The sequence below is a fragment of the Dapis hubbardiae BLCC-M172 genome (assembly GCF_050016015.1).
Taxonomy (GTDB): domain Bacteria; phylum Cyanobacteriota; class Cyanobacteriia; order Cyanobacteriales; family Microcoleaceae; genus Trichodesmium.
Genome location: NZ_JBNHEQ010000249.1, coordinates 45,191 through 64,788 on the forward strand (window position 1 = coordinate 45,191; position 19,598 = coordinate 64,788).

At 34.9% G+C, this 19,598-nt stretch carries 19 protein-coding genes; 11 read left to right on the top strand and 8 right to left on the bottom strand.

Annotation, left to right across the window (positions count from 1 at the left end; translation table 11 throughout):
- The 7 genes from ACP6PK_RS23055 to ACP6PK_RS23085 form a co-directional block, all read left to right on the top strand.
- On the top strand, positions 1 to 704 hold a 704-nt coding region (locus ACP6PK_RS23055; RefSeq protein ID WP_426563017.1), incomplete at its 5' end, for a GNAT family N-acetyltransferase.
- Between the two features lie 203 nt (positions 705 to 907).
- On the top strand, positions 908 to 1,576 hold the full coding sequence (locus ACP6PK_RS23060) for an ester cyclase (RefSeq protein ID WP_094675917.1): 669 nt from the start codon (positions 908 to 910) through the stop codon (positions 1,574 to 1,576).
- Positions 1,577 to 1,721: 145 nt separating this feature from the next.
- Complete coding sequence (locus ACP6PK_RS23065; RefSeq protein WP_426563020.1) at positions 1,722 to 2,501, top strand: class I SAM-dependent methyltransferase; 780 nt, start codon at positions 1,722 to 1,724, stop codon at positions 2,499 to 2,501.
- A gap of 55 nt (positions 2,502 to 2,556) precedes the next feature.
- Entirely contained in the window at positions 2,557 to 2,931 is a 375-nt protein-coding gene (locus ACP6PK_RS23070; RefSeq protein WP_426563022.1) for a DUF433 domain-containing protein, read from the top strand.
- A 26-nt stretch (positions 2,932 to 2,957) separates the two neighbouring features.
- Positions 2,958 to 3,983, top strand: coding sequence for a M23 family metallopeptidase (locus tag ACP6PK_RS23075; RefSeq protein WP_426563024.1), 1,026 nt, complete (start codon positions 2,958 to 2,960; stop codon positions 3,981 to 3,983).
- Positions 3,984 to 4,314: 331 nt separating this feature from the next.
- Complete coding sequence (locus tag ACP6PK_RS23080; RefSeq protein ID WP_426563026.1) at positions 4,315 to 4,572, top strand: type II toxin-antitoxin system Phd/YefM family antitoxin; 258 nt, start codon at positions 4,315 to 4,317, stop codon at positions 4,570 to 4,572.
- Between the two features lie 23 nt (positions 4,573 to 4,595).
- Positions 4,596 to 4,943 (top strand): type II toxin-antitoxin system VapC family toxin, encoded by a 348-nt coding sequence (locus ACP6PK_RS23085; RefSeq protein WP_426563079.1) that lies wholly within the window; start codon positions 4,596 to 4,598, stop codon positions 4,941 to 4,943.
- 231 nt (positions 4,944 to 5,174) lie between these two features.
- Here ACP6PK_RS23085 and ACP6PK_RS23090 read toward each other — a convergent pair whose 3' ends face one another.
- Positions 5,175 to 6,236 carry a dipeptide epimerase gene (locus ACP6PK_RS23090; protein ID WP_426563028.1) on the bottom strand — a complete coding sequence of 354 codons (1,062 nt, stop codon included), beginning with the start codon at positions 6,234 to 6,236 and terminating at the stop codon, positions 5,175 to 5,177.
- Positions 6,237 to 6,343: 107 nt separating this feature from the next.
- A complete protein-coding gene (locus ACP6PK_RS23095; RefSeq protein ID WP_426563030.1) occupies positions 6,344 to 6,526 on the bottom strand; it encodes a CsbD family protein in 183 nt (60 codons plus the stop codon).
- Positions 6,527 to 6,914: 388 nt separating this feature from the next.
- Between ACP6PK_RS23095 and ACP6PK_RS23100 the strand changes: the two genes are divergently transcribed.
- Positions 6,915 to 7,784: a DUF6816 family protein gene (locus ACP6PK_RS23100; RefSeq protein ID WP_426563032.1), complete on the top strand. Its 870-nt coding sequence runs from the start codon at positions 6,915 to 6,917 to the stop codon at positions 7,782 to 7,784.
- 603 nt (positions 7,785 to 8,387) lie between these two features.
- Here the strand turns inward: ACP6PK_RS23100 and ACP6PK_RS23105 are convergent.
- Complete coding sequence (locus ACP6PK_RS23105) at positions 8,388 to 9,404, bottom strand: VOC family protein (RefSeq protein WP_426563034.1); 1,017 nt, start codon at positions 9,402 to 9,404, stop codon at positions 8,388 to 8,390.
- A gap of 407 nt (positions 9,405 to 9,811) precedes the next feature.
- Complete coding sequence (locus ACP6PK_RS23110) at positions 9,812 to 11,026, bottom strand: HhoA/HhoB/HtrA family serine endopeptidase (protein ID WP_426563036.1); 1,215 nt, start codon at positions 11,024 to 11,026, stop codon at positions 9,812 to 9,814.
- A gap of 79 nt (positions 11,027 to 11,105) precedes the next feature.
- On the opposite strand from ACP6PK_RS23110, the gene ACP6PK_RS23115 reads away from it, so the two are divergent.
- Both ACP6PK_RS23115 and ACP6PK_RS23120 read left to right on the top strand, forming a co-directional pair.
- On the top strand, positions 11,106 to 11,474 hold the full coding sequence (locus ACP6PK_RS23115) for a metal-sensing transcriptional repressor (RefSeq protein ID WP_094672083.1): 369 nt from the start codon (positions 11,106 to 11,108) through the stop codon (positions 11,472 to 11,474).
- A 363-nt stretch (positions 11,475 to 11,837) separates the two neighbouring features.
- Positions 11,838 to 12,521 carry a DUF2834 domain-containing protein gene (locus tag ACP6PK_RS23120; protein ID WP_426563038.1) on the top strand — a complete coding sequence of 228 codons (684 nt, stop codon included), beginning with the start codon at positions 11,838 to 11,840 and terminating at the stop codon, positions 12,519 to 12,521.
- Between the two features lie 600 nt (positions 12,522 to 13,121).
- Here the strand turns inward: ACP6PK_RS23120 and ACP6PK_RS23125 are convergent.
- A complete protein-coding gene (locus ACP6PK_RS23125) occupies positions 13,122 to 13,571 on the bottom strand; it encodes an SRPBCC family protein (RefSeq protein ID WP_426563040.1) in 450 nt (149 codons plus the stop codon).
- Between the two features lie 1,134 nt (positions 13,572 to 14,705).
- Between ACP6PK_RS23125 and ACP6PK_RS23130 the strand changes: the two genes are divergently transcribed.
- The gene (locus tag ACP6PK_RS23130; RefSeq protein WP_426563042.1) at positions 14,706 to 15,758 is read left to right on the top strand and encodes a DUF3466 family protein; all 1,053 of its coding nucleotides are present in this window, start codon (positions 14,706 to 14,708) and stop codon (positions 15,756 to 15,758) included.
- 300 nt (positions 15,759 to 16,058) lie between these two features.
- Here the strand turns inward: ACP6PK_RS23130 and ACP6PK_RS23135 are convergent, their stop codons facing one another.
- The 3 genes from ACP6PK_RS23135 to ACP6PK_RS23145 form a co-directional block, all read right to left on the bottom strand.
- Complete coding sequence (locus tag ACP6PK_RS23135) at positions 16,059 to 17,678, bottom strand: B12-binding domain-containing radical SAM protein (RefSeq protein WP_426563044.1); 1,620 nt, start codon at positions 17,676 to 17,678, stop codon at positions 16,059 to 16,061.
- A 402-nt stretch (positions 17,679 to 18,080) separates the two neighbouring features.
- Complete coding sequence (locus ACP6PK_RS23140) at positions 18,081 to 18,335, bottom strand: SemiSWEET transporter (RefSeq protein WP_426563046.1); 255 nt, start codon at positions 18,333 to 18,335, stop codon at positions 18,081 to 18,083.
- A 323-nt stretch (positions 18,336 to 18,658) separates the two neighbouring features.
- Positions 18,659 to 19,396 (bottom strand): hypothetical protein, encoded by a 738-nt coding sequence (locus tag ACP6PK_RS23145; RefSeq protein WP_426563048.1) that lies wholly within the window; start codon positions 19,394 to 19,396, stop codon positions 18,659 to 18,661.
- Positions 19,397 to 19,598 lie beyond the last annotated feature (202 nt).

The following is a 19,598-nucleotide window of genomic DNA, read 5'->3' on the forward strand; positions in this document are numbered from 1 at the left end:
GTTCCATGGTCGCCCTCAGAGGTTCCATGGTCGCCCTCAGAGGTTCCATGGTCGCCCTTAGAGGTTCCATGGTCGCCCTCAGACTTTCCATGCAACGTCCCTACGGGGTTATTATTTTTTTATTAATAAATTCAATGAAGATTTTTCTAGAGACAGAAAGATTAATTTTACGACAATTTACTGAAGCTGATGCAGAATTATTATTTCAGTTAGATAGCGATCCAGAAGTAACTAGATTTACAAAATTAGGCGATCGCTCAGGAACACCTACCCCCTACAATGAGATTAAAAATAAATTTTTACCTAAAGTTTTCAGATATTACCAACAATATCCAGGTTATGGTTTTTGGGCAGCTATTGAAAAGTTAAGTAATAAATTTATTGGTTGGTTTCATTTTCGACCAGGTTTAGATAGTTATATGGGAGAAACTTTGTATAGAGTAGATGATATTGAACTAGGTTATCGGTTGCAAAGAAAAGTTTGGGGAAAGGGATATGCAACTGAAGGTTCAAAAGCTTTAATTCGGAAAGGTTTTTTAGAGTTGGAAACACAACAAGTTGCAGCAAGTGCTTTGTCAGAAAATAAAGCATCTATTCGAGTTATACAAAAAGTGGGGTTAAAATTTGAACTAAATTTTGTTTATTCCGAGTCTCAGCAAGCAGGTGTTAAGTATGCTTTGAGAAAAGAAGATTTCAAGAATTAATAATTAACAATTATTATAGCGTTTTTCACAAACGTAAACTCCAAAAGTTCTACCTTCGGCCTTTAATTTAAAATTTTTGTATTGTATTTTATTTGTTACACTTTACTTTTAATCAAAAAGAATTAAATAATTATGTAATAGCTATTGTCCTCAAAAATAATCTAGTAAATTAAAGTCTGAAAACTAATGATTGAAATATAAATATGAGTAATACTAATTCTACAGAACTACCACTTTGGGTCCAAGATCGAGACAAAGTAATTGCTAACGATGAAGGAGTTGAATGGCGAGGCGGAACACGACCAGACTATTCTCACAACGATCAAGTTTTCCAACAAGAAAGTAAATATCATCATCCAGAAGGATCTTTAGAAGCCATCGCTCATAACCTAGTCCGAACTTTTGAGATGGAAGCATCTAATAAAGCTAATCCTCAACAGTGGTTATCTGTTGTTGCCGATAAATTTCGGATGAGTAGTAATGGAGGCAAAGAATATACCGCCCAAGAAGCAGCAGAACAAGGAACATACAATCTTTTTATCAGTAAAAATAAACATTATAATCCAGAAGAAGAAACTTTTGAATCATCCTTTAAACTTTTTCATACAGCTTTTCCTGATGGGTTTCTTTGGGAAGTAATAGAAGTGCTTTCCGGACCGCCAAATGTTACCTTTAAATGGCGGCATTGGGGAACTTTTAAGGGTAATTTTAAAGAGTATCAACCTACTGGTGAAACTATTGAAATGGTTGGCATGAGTATTGCCAGATTAACTGAAGATTTAAAGATTTTATCTGTAGAACATTATTTCAATAATAGTAAATTTCTCAAAGATTTAACTGCTGGTGGTTGCCCTTTTCATAGTCAAAAATAACAATATTATCTAAAGAAAAGTAGCAGTAGCTTCAATATATTTATGGTATAATGTACCAACAATTTAGTGGTGAATAAAATTTAAGTAATTAACTACTTCCTACACCTCTACTTTTCTCCTTTGTTTGCTCTTGTAGGGACAATTCATGTTTTCGGAAGATGATAAACAAAAATTGCCCCTACTTACCCAATTATTTATAACTGTTCAATATGATATAACTATGCCTAGCCCTGACTATTCCCAACAAGCCGAACGATACGCTCTTAGAGAACTAAATAATACAGACTACCTCGCATTTCGGACTGTTGCAGAACACCGTTTGCTGAGAGACTCCTTTGTTCTCGATCTAGGCTGTGGTGCAGGTCGTTCAAGCCGTTTTTTGAAAGCCCTGGGGAATCATGTTGTGGGTGCAGACATTAGTCCAGAGATGATTGCACAAGCCAGGAAAGCAGATCCAAAAGGTGACTACCATCTTCTCAAACCCAGCCAGCCTTTGCCTTTTGTGGACGGACATTTTCAGGTTTTTTTCTCAAGCTGGATGTTACTTGAAATTGACAACCAGACCGATCTTGATTTAATTGTACGGGAGATGGCTCGAATTATCTGCCCATCTGGTTTTGGTATAGTAGTTACTAACACAAAGGAGTTTTACGAAGGAAATTGGCTATCTTGCTTAGTAGACTTTCCAGAGAATGAGCTACCCCTCCATTCGGGGCAACAAGTTAAGGCTCGTCTGCTCCCGGAAAACATTGATGTAACCGATTATTTTTGGAGCGATAAAGACTACAAAATGGCGTTTCTCCAAGCTGGTTTGAGGGTAAAACAGGAATTTAGACCTCTTGGAAACAGCTCAGATCCACTTCATTGGAAAGATGAAATTAGAATAGCCCCCTATGTTATTTATCAATTGGAGAAAAGCCTTTAATTACTAGATTTTTTTGAGCAGCGATCGCCTTTAACAAAAATTTGAAAATTGAATTATGATTAAAGATAGTCAACAGAGCGATCGCTCTCTACTATCAATTAAAACTATGACAACGACTAAAACCGAATATAAGTATGTACATATCGACGAAAAAAATGTCCCTATTATTACAGGAAGCACGATGAAAGTAGTCGAGTTAATTACTTCAGTTAAAGCTTACGGTTGGACACCAGAAGAGTTGCACGAAAGCTATCCTCATTTGAGCATGAGTCAAATTTATTCTGCTCTAGCTTATTATTGGGATAATCAAGCAGAAATAGATACAGATATGGAAGAACGTTATCAGTATGCAGAAAGATTACGCCAAGAAGCAGGAGAGTTGCCGTTAGTCAAGAGAATGAGGGGAAGAGTAATAGATAAAGTCTGGTGATTAGGGAAAAATAACAAAGAAAAAATATGAAATTTAAAAATTCTTTTTATGGTTTTCTTACCGCATTAGTAATAGTATTAGCAACCAACTATTTGCTTACTGCTAATGCTAATACTCCTATTGCTCAAGTACCAAATAATCCCAAATTTGCTATACCTGTTGAATGTAAGCTAGACAAAGACTGCTTTATTTTATTGTATAGCGATCGCGACCCCAGTCCGAAAGCTGTAGATTTTGGTTGCGGTAGGCAAACTTACGACGGCCACAAAGGAACAGATTTTGCTATATCTGATGAAAAAATTATGGCGAAGGGTGTAGCGGTACAAGCGGTTGCTCCTGGTAAAGTGTTACGAGTGCGAGATGGAATACCTGATCGCCGAGTCAAAAATCAAGCAGATCAAGATGCAGTGAAAAATATTGAATGTGGTAACGGAATGGTGATAGATCATGGTAATAGTTGGGAAACTCAATATTGTCATCTCCGCAACGGTAGTGTGGTTGTGAAACCAGGAACAGTTGTTAAAGCAGGTACTCAATTGGGGATGGTGGGAGAGTCGGGTTTAGCTTCTTTTCCTCATGTACATTTGAGCATTCAATATCAGGGAGAAATTGTCGATCCATTTGTGGGAGCTAATGCTAAAAGTGGTTGTAATACTGCTCGGAATTCTATTTGGCAACAACCCTTGAGTTATAAACCGACTGGTCTTATTCGGGGTGGGTTTGCTGATGCTGCACCAACTATGGATGATTTGTGGTCTGGGAAATTTTACGACACGGTTTTGCCAGGAAATAGTGCTGCATTAATATTTTGGGTGCAAGTTTATGGGGTGTTGCCTGGGGATAAGGAACATTATCAATTATTTGCTCCTAATGGCGATCGAGTAATAGATAATAAAAAGGAAATTAAATCTGCTAAAAAGACATGGATGGGATATGTAGGTAAACGCAATAATTCTCAGTCTCTTGCTAAGGGAAAATGGAGGGGTGAATATAGTTTGACTAGAGGTAATAAAGTATTGGTAAATGTGAGCAAAGAGGTTCAATTAAATTGAAAACAGGACTTGCGGATGTTGAAATTATTAGATTAAATTCAGTATTATTAGTAGTAGGGGTTTGGTCTCCAAACCCCCCTCCCAAGTGATATAATCCTAATAGGTAATTTAATATCATACAATCAGGACTTACGCATGAGGTACGAAAAACTAGGATTTGAGATTGCTATCCGTTCCGGACTGCTCCGCAAACCCTGTCGGTCGCAATGACGAAGATACGTTGTAGTGCGTAAGTCCTAACAATATGAAGATAGGTTTACTTCCTCTAAAAAAAAATATTTACTTGAATAATTTTTTTTCAATTATCCAAAATGCTATAAAAACTAACGCCATGATTACTCTAAACATAGATGAGATTCAAAACAATTTATCAGAATTTATCAAACTGATTCAAGAAGGTAATAGTTTGATCATTACTCAAGCAGATAAACCTATTGCTGAAATTAAACCCATACTAACAAAACCACCTGAAAAAGAACGCCGTCCTATTGGTTTATGTGAAGGTGAATTTATTGTACCTGATGATTTTAACGATCCTCTCCCTGAAGAAATTATTAACCTATTTACTAATCCATCAACATACTCTTAGATACTCATATTTTTCTGTGGTTTATTACTAATAATAAAAGACTAGCAGACAAATATTATGATGCTATTAGTAATCAAGATAACGAGATTTATCTCAGTGTAGTTTCTGTTTGGGAAGCAACAATTAAATATCAATTAGGAAAATTACCATTACCAGAATCTCCTGAAATTTACCTTCCCCAACAGCGTGAAAGACATCTAATTTCTAGTTTATCTATTGCTGAAACTACGATTACTCAATTAGCTAAATTACCACCCTTACATAATGATCCCTTTGATCGTCTTTTACTCTGTCAATCTTTAGAGCATGATTTAATCATTATGACAGAAGATAAAGCGATTCTCTCCTATCCAATGGTAAAGTTTTTCTAAAAATTAGGTGGCATCTCCTAGCCCAAAGATGCTAAGAGTTTCGCGATCGCTACTCAGACGGACTGTGGTAAAATCTTCTCCCTCGCTAAATTCAAACTCCAGAATAGAATAATGCAAATAATACTAGCGTATATAAAATTAACTTATTGATCTAAACCTGCCCCGCGCCCTGTACGGCCATATCGTCTGGGGGCGGGTTTATTTCCTGTATGTTGATTTCCCATTAACACGCTATGCGGAACCCGCCCCTACATCACCAACTCCCAACCCTGGCAAGTCATTCGGCAACAACCGCCCTTTCTCCATCACCGCACCTGTAAAGGGATCGTCAATCAAATTTAGATGACTATCCAAATCTAAATAATCTGCAAATGGTGCGAGTTGTGCTGCTGCTGTATTTGCCAAGCAACTGTCAGAATAACAACCAAACATTACTTGCAACCCACAAGCTTTCGCTACATAAACCATCCGCATCGCTTCCGTTAACCCTCCTGACTTCATTAACTTAATATTGATGCCATGTACTCTGTCTGCTAACTGAGGAATATCCTTAGCAGTAAAACAACTTTCATCCACAAAAATAGGTAGTGGCGATCGCTCATAAAGCTGTGGTAAATCTTTCATGGCGGAAACAGCAGCTAATGGTTGTTCCACATAAATAACTCCGATTTTTGCCAACCAGTCACACATTTTCACAGCATCCTCCAGACTCCAACCCCCATTCGCATCCACATATAACAAAGCATCTGGAGGTGCTTCTTCTTTCACCGCCATCAACATTGCTTTATCCGCTTCAATACCTTCGGGACTACCTAATTTTACTTTCAAAACTCGCGCATCAATAAAATCTAGCCACTTTCGCACCCTTTGTTTAGCAGCTTCCGGGGTACTGATACCAATAGTAACTGAGATAGGCACAATGCGATCGCGTTCTAAACCCCAAAGTCGCCATAAAGGCAACCCTACTTTTTTCCCTATCCAGTCATGCAAAGCAATATCAATAGCTGCTCTAGCTGCTGATGGTATTTGCAATTCTGTTAAGACTTGCTCAATTTGTTGTCGCTCAAGTGGATTAAACTTTTCTAGAGAGGGGGTAACTTGTTGTAAAGCTTGTTGTAAAATTGTGGTAGGTTGTGGCTTTTCTCCTACTGAAAATGGTGAAGCTTCTCCCCAACCTTCGATATTTTCTTGTTGTATTTTTACCAAAATATTGGTACTCTCAGAAGTAGTTCCGCGACTAATAGTTAAAGGAAATCTTTTATGGACTGTAAATGTTTGAATCTGTATTTGCATAATTATTAATCTTGAGTATGTGGGCATACTAATATAAAAAAAGAGCATTCTACAAGATGCTCTCAAATCAAATACTTTTGAATTTTAAAATTCCTAGAAGTTGCGGATTAATCAATGATTTTTTTTACTCTATCTTTTAAGTTTTCAACAGATTGTTGAGCTGATGCTTCAATTTGCTTTTTCTTTCCTTTGATTTTTTGTTTGTTGTCTCCTGTAATTTCACCTAAAGCTTCCTGAGATTGTCCCTGTAGTTTTTTAAATGCTGCCTTGATTTTATTTATAAAACCCATGTTATTACTCCTAGATAAAATAATTTTTAGCTAATTAAGCATCTAATAAACAAATTTTTTTACACACAATGAATCCTTAAATTGTAAAATTTTTACTAGGCTCTAGTGGGTCATTTCAGTTATCAGTTATCAGTACCTCTACCAGAAGCTAGAGGCTTGAAATACTTATGGCGAATATTCTTTTCATCCCCTTTCAAGGGGAGGCTTTAGACCCAATTTTTCGGTGATTTCTTTTGTGTATTTGCTTATCCTATTCTATAGTATATTAAGAGGAATATATTTGTCAATATACTTAATATTTCTTGAAATTGCCATCTTTTTTACAATGATTAATACTATACTATATAAATTGTCTCATAAAAAAATCAACCATATAACTTACAAGTATATGAAAAGTTATAAAAATTTTTGGCAAGTAATCTTTAATTTGAGCTTAATTACAATTGTTTTACTTTGGACTAATAATGCAGCAGCAGAAACTCTTGCTGACAGAATCGCTAATTTTCCTAACTGGGAAAATAAACCATCAATTAGTGCTGCTAAGACAGATTTAATTTATCCAGACTGGATGTCGGGAAATTGGAATGTGAAAAGCACCTTAATAGATATGGTTGCTCCATTAGCTCCAGAAATTGTCACCCCAGGTTTTGAAAATAATCGTCAATATTTGCATCAACCTGTAAATTTTCAAGTTAGATTTATTAAGGCTGAATCAAACTTAAATACCAAAGAAATATCGGCACAAAAGTTAATCAGTTTTCCTACATCTTGGTCTTCTGTGATTAATAATAGCAAAATTGCAAAATTAGATTTACCTCCAGATGCAGTTATTGCTGACCGAGAATTTAATGGGTTGAATATTGGCAAAGCATTGTTAGGTGATGATGCTATTTTATCTGTCAAAATTGACCAAGATAATCCTAATCGCCAGACAACTATTTTAGCAGATAATTTAGAGTTAGTTTCAGTTATTACCAGTCGTGGTAGTGAGCAATTAAATTCAGATAATTTTATTAGTTGTGAAATAACTCAGCAGCTATTTCAAGGTGAGACAATGATTTACTTAAATGAGGTAGAAACAACTACAGAATATCATCATATTCTTGATGATAATCGAGGAGAAATAATTGAAGCAAATCAGATAACTGCTATTTATTTATCTCCTCAAGACCCCGATTATTTTTTAGCAGTTAATCATCCTGTAGCATTGTATCGTTATGAGTTAGAATTATCTGCTACTTTAGGGAGTAGGGAGTAGGGAGTAGGGAGTAGGGGAGTAAAAAATAAGAAAAACAACTGTACCTCATAAATGTACAAATTGCTATAATAAATAAATTATCCCTGGAATTTTTCTCATTAATTAACTACAAATTCTGTTGAATGGATAAATCAATCTATAGATATGTATTAGACCTAGGCGTGAAAAAGATATAGATTTTTTGCAGGGATAGGGAACAGGGAACAGGGAACAGGGAACAGGGAACAGGTAAGATATTTTTACTAAAAAGGCAGGAAAAAGGATTTTTTATAGTGACTTTTTCTTTCTTTAGCTAATACAACTAAAAGATATTTTCTTATTTTTTGGAGATGTCTATTGATCAAGTGAATAATATAGCATTCCTAAACAGATTTTAACATTTTCTGGTAGGGGTTTGGTTTCCAAATCCCATTCTTGCGCTTGGTTTGGAGACCAAACCCCTACAGTTTTTGCTCACAAATCATTTATGATTGCTATAGTTTGATAAATTGAACATTTTATAGCAACATCACAGCAGATTTCATTGAAGTTAAGGTATAGCTTTGACAGGCAAGATGCCTGTGCTACAAATAAATTAATAGCTGACTGCTGAATGCTGAAAATTTACTTACTAATTAAATTCCAAAAATAACCATCAGGAGCAATAAAAGAAAAACTCTGTTCGCCAAATTCATTATCAACAATATCTGTAATTTGTGTCACTGCTGAATTTTTAATTCGGTCAAAATAATATTTTATATTATTAACTCGATAAGTATACAAAGACATTCCTAAACAACCAGGTTGTGACTTTTCAAAACAAGATTTCAAGTTAATTTCTTCGGGAAACCGAATAATATACATTCTACCAGATCGTGCTTCTTGCCAATTTGTTGAAGAGCGGGGATCGTCAAAAGCAGTAAGTGTAAATTTTTCTCCTGGTTGTAAATCAAAAATTTGTCTAGCTGCTTCTGAAGTTTCATAGGAAGTTTCCGAGTTATCGCGCGATCGCAACAAACCCAAGACATCTTCATAAAACTGCAACGTTTCCTTACTATCATCTTGTATAATCATACCTGCATGGGTAAATTGGCTAGTTTTGAAAGCAGAACTATGATTAATTTTGCCGTATTCTGGCACTGTGTAATTGAAGCGTTGAAAGAACACCTGGCGCGTCAATGGTTGCAACAACATCATTTCTCGCACTCCCACTACTGGATCAATAAACGGGCGACCTTTATCTGTTTTGTAAATTATTTCCCACTGGGGAAAAGTGTATTTAATTGGCAAACCTGCCAACTGAGCATCCTCAGCATGGTTAAGAATATTCAAAACATCAGTAGTTAAGCTGGTTGCCCAACGGTTGCCCAAAACTTTCATAGATGTCATTTCTAAACCTTCATTAGTGGGTTTTTCCCAAACCATGAGGCGAATTAAACCATGATCGACATCTTGGTGCTGGAGTCGAATGGAGCGTAAATTAGAATTTACTCCATATAAATTGTTAACCGTAGGAGCAGTTAATTCTCCTGTTTTGCCAATGCGATAGCCAAATTGTTGCCAATATTGAATCATTGACAAGGGTTCGGTGGTACCGATGCAGACTTCATAGATGCCTTCGATAGTGGGATTTTTATTCATATTTTTTATAAATCAATTCTGGAATGGGTATTATTTGATAATAAAGCTGTTAGTCAACCCTCCTGTTTCTAAGGAATGGGGGCGGGTTCATCCGATTGTGTAGGGGCGGGTTTCACCAAAAATCCTGGTACATGATATTAATCTATCACTCGCCCGCCCCGCCCCACGCAGTACATCTGGAGGCGAGTTCATTTGATGAGTGGGTAATGGCGATATTGATTGAATGCGGAATGGGGGCGGGTTCATCCGATTTTGTAGGGGCGGGTTTCACCAAAAATCTTGGTACATGATATTAATCTATCACTCGCCCGACCAACCCCACGCAGTAAATCTGGGGGGGGTTTACCAGCTCTGTCGTATCAATTTTCTTAATTTAAGGTGAAACCCGCCCCTACTATTACCACATTCTAAAAATTCATTTGTCCGCTCAGAACAAATAGTTCTTTTTCTCTACCATTTCGCAGAATTTTAAACTGCAATTTTTCACCTACACCACCATCTTCAACTTTCCTCTGTAATTGTTCCGCACTAATTATTGATTGATCGTCAATTTCTACAATCACATCTCCTATCCGCATCCCCGATTTTTCTGCTGGAGTATCAGACAAAACTTTCGTTACTAAAACTCCTTCTACCTCTGGCAAAATTAAAACAGAATTAGGGTCACTATTATTTTCTTTAGCAACTTCTGGAGTTAGAGTAATCATCTGAATACCAACAAAAGGATGAGGTACTTGTTCTCCACGAGCTAATACATCTTTAATTTCTTTCGCTTTATTGATAGGAATAGCAAAACCAATACCCATAGCATCAGCTCTTATTGCTGTATTAATTCCAATTACTTCACCCTTATCATTTAACAACGGACCCCCTGAATTTCCTGGATTAATAGCAGCATCAGTTTGAATAAAATCTAATCTTTTATCAGGAATTCCTACTGCTGAACTCGGACGTTTTAAGGTACTAATAATTCCTAAAGTAACAGTGTTATTAAATCCCAAAGGATTTCCTACTGCTATTGCCCAATCTCCTACCTGTACTAAATCAGAATTACCAAGGTCTGCTACTGGTAAAGTTTCACCTTTTGTCTCAACTCTAACTACTGCTAAATCTGTGACTTTATCAGTTCCTTTTACTTCTCCAATAAACTGTCTTCCATCATTTAAACTGACAGTAACTTTGTCTGCTTTATCTACTACATGAGCATTGGTTAAAATTATGCCTTTCGAGTCAACAATAAAACCGGAACCTTGACCTTTTAACAATTCTTGGGAAGGTTGTTGCATCCTTAAGTTGTCATCAAAAAAACGGTCGAACAAAGGGTCTTCAAAAAAATGATTAGTTGGACGAGTAATTAGTCGCTCAGTGTCAATTCTCACCACTGCTAAACCAACTTTATTGACTGCTTCTGTCACAAAGCTATTACTATTTCTAGTATTGATATTATCTGGTATAGCTTGCAATGCTAATAACTGAGGATTCGATAACCCTGTAAATAGTCTTGGAGCTGCCATTACTGTTACTGTTGGTATACAAGCAACTACAAAAGTAAAAACGATAATAATGGCCAATAATTGAGAAATGATTTTAGTAGTTATTCGACAAAAATTTAACAATCTCATAGCATTAATATTTGATTGACTAACTTAGTAGGTTTGGTGTTACAATATTGCTAACAATCCAGTATTATACTATAAATTTATGGCGATATCTGACCAAGAAAAAAAACAGGCAGCTAATGATACAGTTCAGACAGATTCTAATTCCGAACATCACCATCACTCTTCTGCTCATCCTCATGTTCATAGTGAAGAATCTCTACAAAGTCTGATCAATAGATTATCAAGAATTGAAGGGCACGTTAGAGGAATTAAAACTATGATCAAAGATAATCGGAATTGCCCTGATGTTTTGATACAAATAGCTGCAGTTCGTGGTGCTTTAGACCGAGTAGCTCGTATGGTTTTGGATAATCATTTATCTGAATGTATTTCTCGCGCTACTCAAGATGGAGATATTGATGTTGAAATTGCAGCTTTAAAGTCAGCTTTAGACCGATTTTTACCTTAAGTTAGGGAGTAGGGAGTAGGGAATAGGGAGTAGGGAATCAAAAATTTCATATCTTGAATTTATTTAATTAAAACTTTGGCAATAGGTCTCTTAAATGAGAGATTAGAGAGTAGGGAGTAGGAGTAAATAATTGATTTGATTTTTATTATTGGAGATGTCTATAGTCAGGGAGTAGGTAATAGGGAATCAAAAAATTTATATCTTGAATTTATTTAATTAAAACTTTGGCAATAGGTCTCTTAAATGAGGGAGTAGGGAGTAGGGAATAAGGGGAAATAATTGATTTGATTTATTATTATTAGAGATGTCTATTGATATTTGAAGTTTCAGTTAAACTAACAAAATATTTCATTTAAAAAAACTATGAGCAAAACAAAAATAGCTTTTTGGTTACTTTGGATAGGATTTAGTGTTTATGCTTTCCTACTTGCTCCCCCAGATCAACCAGATACTTTAGAATTAATCCAAAAATTGTCAACAGGTGAATGGGAAAATATTAATCCTTTGATTATATCTCTATTCAATATTATGGGTATTTTGCCGTTAATTTATAGTTGTTTATTATTCTTTGATGGTAGAGAACAAAAAGTACCAGCATGGTTATTTTCGACTTTATCATTTGGAGTCGGAGCATTTGCTATTTTACCCTATTTAGGATTACGTCAACCTAATCCAAATTTCTCCGGGAAAAAGAATTTATTTCTGAATATTTTAGATTCTCGAATTTTAGGAATTGCTTTAACATTAGGTACGAGTATCCTATTAATATACGGTTTAAAAAATGGCGACTGGGAAAACTTTATTCAACAGTGGCAAAGTAGTAGATTTATTCATGTAATGAGTCTTGATTTTTGTATGTTGTGCCTGTTATTTCCAACTTTATTAGGAGATGATATGAGTAGGCGAGGAATGGAAAAAAATATTTGGTATTGGGTAGCATTAATTCCACTGTTAGGTCCGTTAATTTATTTGTCTGTTCGTTCCCCACTATTAGCAACAGATATTTCCATACCATCAGACCAACAACAAGCTACTCTCATTAATTAATAATTAATTATTAGGGTTTGCGCTCAAAAGTCTTATGGGTGAGGGTAGCAGTCAGGAGTCGTAGGGGCGTTTCATGTCGCGCAGCGAAACGGCCATGTGCTAACGCAAAGCTCCGCTTTATATGTCGCTCCGCGTTTTTCATGTCGGCTCAAGCGCCGAAACGGAGTTGTGCGATAGCAAAACGCCCGTGCAGGAGTCAGGAGGAATGGGAATTATAGAGGAGGCAGGAGGAAGAATAGTAAGAGTGATTTTCTGCCATAATCTACCCAAAATGCTCATTTTTTCGGCTTGATCAACCAAAAAGCTGGTACTTTGTCCACACCTAAAATTGCTCAAACCAATATCTGTCAATGCTTTGATATTTAATCAGCAAACCCTAATTAATAATGGATAATGGATAATTGATAATTGATAATTACCTCTTATTTATAAAGAAGAGGATTGGCTAAAAGAAATTTTTTTTCTTTGTCTGTAAAATTTTACTTTTGAATTTTGAATTTTGACTTCCGTAAAACAGTATGAGTTACCCCACTCCCCCACTCCCCCACTCCCCCACTCCTCCACTCCCCTACTCCCCTACTCCGTTACTCCCTTACTCCTTTAACTTCCTTCACATTCCCGTTTTGTCACATCATGTCTGTACCGAAACATATCTTCCAGTCGAGAGTCTACCCACCAACCCAAAAAAGATTCTGCCAACCAGTCCCCAGGCAAAGAAAATGCGATCGCATCAGTTAACCTAGTCTGACCATCTTCCTCACTAAACTGATGACGATGAGTCCAACTAGCCATTGGGCCTTCTTTCTGTTCATCACTAAACAAACTATATTTTTCATATTCTGTATGTACGGCCACCCACTTTACAGGAATTGGACCGAGCCAAATGATAAATTCCGATATTGCTCCTATTTCGAGTCCACCTTGACGACGAATAATTTGGACTGGTTGCCAAGGTGGGGTAAGTATTTGCAGAATATCGGAACGTTCGTGGAATTTCCAAACGACCTCAACTGGTGCATTGATTAAGGTTGAATAACGAAAGTGCAACATTTTTAAAATTTTTACTTATATCAGAATTATTGTTTTCAGACTGTGTTTTTATTAACAAATTTACTAAATCTTTAAAATTTAGATGTATTTTTTTGTTGAATTATAAAGATTTTGTAAAATATATCCTGATAGGAGAGTAATCTTTGTTATTTATTTGCATAATATCTCTCTATTATCTCAGTGTTATTGACACATATTTTATACATCTAAATTTTTCTCCTCACATAAACTCAAGTTTTTCCTTTTCTGAATACTCTAAATAATCTATATATCCTAATTCCAATGGCTGATTTAGAGGCTATTTGAAATTATAAAGGTAGAAAAATTGCATACTTACGAATTTTGAATTGGTGTACAAGTAGTTATGTTCCTTGGACAAAATTCAATAATTTGTAAATACTATTCATTTAAGACTCAGAATTGAAAAGGCTTTCTGTTCTCTGTTCCTTTTTCCCTAGATATATAGATAGTAAATCACGATTATCAAAGGACTACCTTAAATAAAATTGGGATATTTCCCAATCATATTATAAAGATTCGGTAAAGATTCTTCAAAATAATTGCTAATTTGATGAAGATTCGGTAAAACTACTGAGGAAATGTGTCAGTAAAGCTTTTCTTAATTTATGATGTTTACCAAGTTGAATAGTTTAACTGTTAACTAGAAAATCTTGATGGGTGTAAATCATAATGTATCAACCAATACTAATAGAAACGGCTGATTTTTGATGAAGTCCAACGTAATTACCTATTTTTTTCTTGTTAGATAAACAATGAAACCTAAATGGGCATAACCCCTAATAAATTACGAATTACAGTAGTGCATCAGTCAAGTGTGGAATAGGTAATCAAATAGTTCCAGTTCCAAGGAGCGATCAAGCGATGGGAGGTTTGGTAGGCTTTCGATAAGCATGAACATGGGCATTATGAATCAAATACAAAAAATACATATTTGTATTTTTTTGCACGTCCATAACACCAAAATAATTTATTGTGGCAATTCATGCACATTATCGCTATTCATTCAGAAATCCACTGATAATCAGAATAAATTAACAACACTCAACCAAAGCGAAAAAACTCCCACACTTTACTTTATGGACAACCCAAATTACTATGACTTCATCTAAATCTATGACTCAAAAAACGCAACTAACCCAAGTATCATCAGAATTACAGAACTTAACTGTAACAAAATCGAATACTACTACTGCTGCCTCTAGTTATGCTCTGACTGACTTAGGTACACTTGGAGGCCACCTGTGTGTCGCTAAAGGTATTAACGACTCTGCTCAAATAGTTGGTTATTCAATTACCAGTAGTGGACAACGACGAGCTTTTATCTGGAGTCCCAACCAAGGTATGGAGGATATTGATACTCTTAGCGATACTTCAACCTGTGCTTATAGTATTAATGACTATGGTCAAATGGTGGGGTATTTTGTATCGGACAGTGGTCAACGGAAAGCTTTTATTTGGGATGAGACAAAAGGTTTTCAAAATATTAATACCGAAAGTAATAGTTTCAGTGAGGCTTATGGCATTAATAATTTTGGTCAAGTAGTAGGTTGTGCTATTTCCAGTGATGGTAATAGAAAAGCTTTTATTTGGGATAGCAAAAATGGTATGGAGTATATTAGTAATGGAAGTGAGATAGAAAGCATTGCCTATAGTATTAATGATTCTGGTGAAGTAGTAGGCTATTCTCTTTCCTCAGATTTTATCCTCAAAGCTTTTGTTTGGAAGAGTGACAAAGGTACTCAAGAATTACCAGGTTTTTTAGGTTCAGATATTAATATGTCTGGTCAAGTAGTTGGTTTTTATGCTGTACCTGAAGATAATAACCGGGCTTTTTTATGGGATGGCAGTAACAAATGTCAAGACCTAAGTACCATTTCTGGTAATGTCAATTTACAATTTTTTGATAGTGAAGCTAATAGTATTAATAATTCTGGTCTAATAGTAGGATATTCTGACAGGATAATAGATGCAGATCAAGAATTATGGAGTAGAAAAGCTTTTATTTGGGATAGTGTTAATCAAATGCAAGACCTCAATGATTTGATTTATCCTTCTGATGATTGGATTCTCAGAGAAGCACGAGCTATTAATAATCATGGGCAAATTGTCGGATGGGGAAATAAAGGCGAAAGTCGTCATGGTTTTTTATTGACACCTATTTCTTGAGATAATAAATGGTGATTGGAGAATTTTTAATTTTTTATGTCTAATCAAAGGGTTTTAATATAACCAGGTAAACAAAAATAATTACACATTTTTCTTTAATTAAAACCATTTGACTGGAATAGTGACAGAGTAGTGGAATGAAACTTTATACAGCGCTTTTCAGATAGATGACCTCATGTCACAACCAAAATATTGTAGGGACGTTCCATGGAACGTTCCTACTATTTTTTACCTAAGTGAAAACTGCTATAACTCTGTTGATATAGTTAATTTCTCTCATAGTATTAAAACAGAAATTATTTAATTTTTAAACAAAGCAGTCGCTTCAGCTAAATGCTTCTTCAAAGTTGCCTCAGGTAGAGGACCTTGAATATGATTCCAAGGCAAAACTTGTTCTAATTCCCAATCATTAAAAACATAAAAATCTAAGTCTGGTAACTCTCCACGCAACTCCTTAAAAGCTCTTTTATAACTACCCAAAGAATCTCCATAATTTCTTACCAATTCTAATAAATAAGATAACCTTCTATCCCCTCTAGAAATTAATCCTTGAATAACTGACCATTTATAACTTTCTGGGCGAAAATCTATTCCCTTTGAACGTAATTTTTTCTCCAAAAATTTCAACCGTTTTTCTGACTGAGAATTTACTCCAAACCATTGAAAAGGAGTATGAGATTTCGGCACAAAAGTGCTACAACCCAAACTTAATCTTAAACCAGGAGCAGCTTTTTTCAAAGTCAACATCATCTCAATAGTTGCATCTAAATCTTCTTCCTCTTCTCCGGGTAAACCCACCATTCCATAAAATTTTATCCCTTTTAAACCACCAACTTTAGCATTAATAGCAGCCTCAATAATTTCCTCATTTGCCAACTTTTTATTAATAATTTTACGCAGGCGATCGCTCCCACTTTCCACAGCAATAGTAATTGATTTTGTATCACGATTAGCTAAAATTTTTGCCAGTTTTTCTGTCACAGTATTTGTTCTAACTGATGCAATACTCAACCGAATATCATCATATTTTGGCTGATTCAAATAATCTAATAAACTGTTAAATTCTGGATGTTGAGTTACCGAAGCACCCAATAAACCCAAACGTTTTGTAACAGTTAATCCTCTTTCAATTGCCGGAATAAGAGACCCTTCTAAACTAGCACTTCTAAAAGGTAAAGTCAGATAACTTGCCAAACAAAAACGACACATTTCTGGGCAACTTCTCACCACTTCTACCATAAAAATATTTTCCCAAGCTGCCTTTTGAGTAACAACAGTAGAAGCAGATAAAGTATTACCTCTATAAGTTTGTTTTTGCACCACAGGAGGAATATCTTTATTTATAGGTTCAATAGATTTAATCGCACCATCGGTACTTTGATAAGTTACTTCATAAAGACTAGGAATATAAACCCCAGGCACTTTAGCTAAATGTTTGAATTGTTCCTGTTTTTCAGCACCTCTAACTTCTTTATAAGCATCAATAAAATCCTCCAATAAATTTTCTCCATCTCCCAACAAAATTACATCAAAAAAGTCAGCAAAAGGTTCTGGGTTTGCAGTTAAAACAGGTCCGCCACCAAATACTATTGGATAATTTTTAGCTAAACGATTTTTTGCTCTAATTGGAATTTCTAGAGACTCTAGAATACTTAAAATATTGACATAATCAAGTTCCCAGGAAAGAGAAAAACCGAATAATTCTGGTTGTTGTGGGAGAGGTTCATTAATATCAGTAAATAACCGACTAACTTGTAAATCAGAACGCATTGCTAAAGTTGCCCAAACAATCTGATAACCAAGGCTAGTTATGCCCACACTATATTCATTAGGAAAAGCAAAAATAATCGGAATAGCATTAGATTCAGGGATAGCTGGAGTGAAAAGCAAACTTTCAGTATTAAAGAGATTATTAGACATATTTAAACAGTTATTAGTTTTAAACAGTTATCAATTATTAGTTATTAGTCAAAGAAGTTTTCAGGTCAATGAACCACATATAGCAATTCCCAAAAAGAGTGAGGTACAAAATTCTACGCTTTAGGCAACAGGCAATAGGGAACAAAGAAGAAATATAAAACTGTACCTTACTAACCTGAGAAACGCTATAACTAAATAAGTTGTAATTTAATCGTAGGGGTTTGGTCTCCAAGCCCAATACCTAGCAATTTTTAGGTCAATGAACCACATAAAAAAATAATAATTTTGTAGTTGCATAAAAAGTCCCTACTGTATTTTACCCAAATAAAAACTGCTATATAATATAGCAATTATAAATAGGTTGTAATTTAATCGTAGGGGTTTAGTCTCCAAACACAATAACTATTTATATTTAAGTTTAAAAAATAAAATTGGTGAAGCTAAACTCAAGGTAGCAACGTTAGTAAAAATTATTGGTAAATTTTGAATAATGATGCCGTAAATTATCCAAAGCAATACACCTGAACAAAAAATAGCAAACATTTCTAAGGAGATATCTTTTGTGGAACGAGTACGCCAAGTTTTGATAACTTGAGGTAAAAATGAAATAGTTGTGAAAGTGCCTGCTAATAGTCCTAAAATTGTAACTAAGTTCATAATAAATACTAATAATTTTGATTACTCTATCAGAATTTTATAGAGTTTGGGAAATCCAGCGGATTACACCTTTATCATTTTAGTTATCAGTTATCAGTACCTCCTGGAATAAAGAGGCTTGAAATACAGAATCTTCTTTTTTTATCTTCCTAAAAAAAGGATGCTTCGGACATAAATTTTCCGGTTAAATACACCGACGCGGGAAAGATGCCCGCACTGGCAATATTTAATTATATCGCCTAAACTTAGATTAATTAATTTTTTAGATATTTTTTAGCCCAAGTATATCTCCTTTCATCTTTTTTCAATAGATATTCTATAATTTATTTTCGCTTATTCTTGTTGCTAGTCTCTTGAACTAATCGCTTAATTTCTTGATCAATATCTTCTGTATCAGCTCCTCTTTTTCGTGCCTCTTCAAACCAATAATCTCCTTCTCCATATTTTCCTAGACCATAACAAATAGCCCCCAATAAAGTACAAGGATGATGACTTTGAGAATCAATTTTATGAGCTTGTAAAGCAAGATTTTTGGCTTCATTTAATTTACTAACATCTCTAAAAGCAGCACCTCTAGTTACAAGTATTCTAGCCTTAAGGTCTTTATCTTTTAATTTCTCTAAATTGACTTTACTTTTACTGGTAATTTCTAATGCTTTTAATGATTTATTTGCTTTGCGCCAATAACTACTAATTTTAGGGATTAGCCATTTATTTTTAGTTCTTTTAAATTCTTTCTCAAAAAAATCAGCTTCAATCTGACAATAAGTAATGGTAATCTTACTATCAGGAGACAGCAAATTCTCAGTTTTTAACTGAGTAAACATTAATTTATCTAATCGCTCTCCTCGATCTAGTTTACTAAGAATATTGTAGAAAGGATCGAATGTTAATTTTCGGTTTGTAGTTCCATATTTATCTTGGAGTCTTACCCAATCTTTTTCCAAATATTTTTCTTCAGCTATTTTAATAATTTCAGTCAAATTAGATGACTTTAACCAATCAATATCTACATCTGTTAATCGAGAAAGTTGCTCTATTTTTTGGAGGATTTTGTACAAATTACTATCAGGTGATGAGTCTTCAAATTCAGTTACTTTGTATTTTCTCTTGAGTCTAGTAAATTATCTTTTTTGTTTTTGCTTCTCCGCAATAGAAAATGTCTCAGTTAGTTGATTGTCTTTTAAGCAATCTAATTCCGATTGATTAAGAATAGTTTCTGTTTCTAGTTTTTTCAATATTGAAAATAATGGACTAGAGATA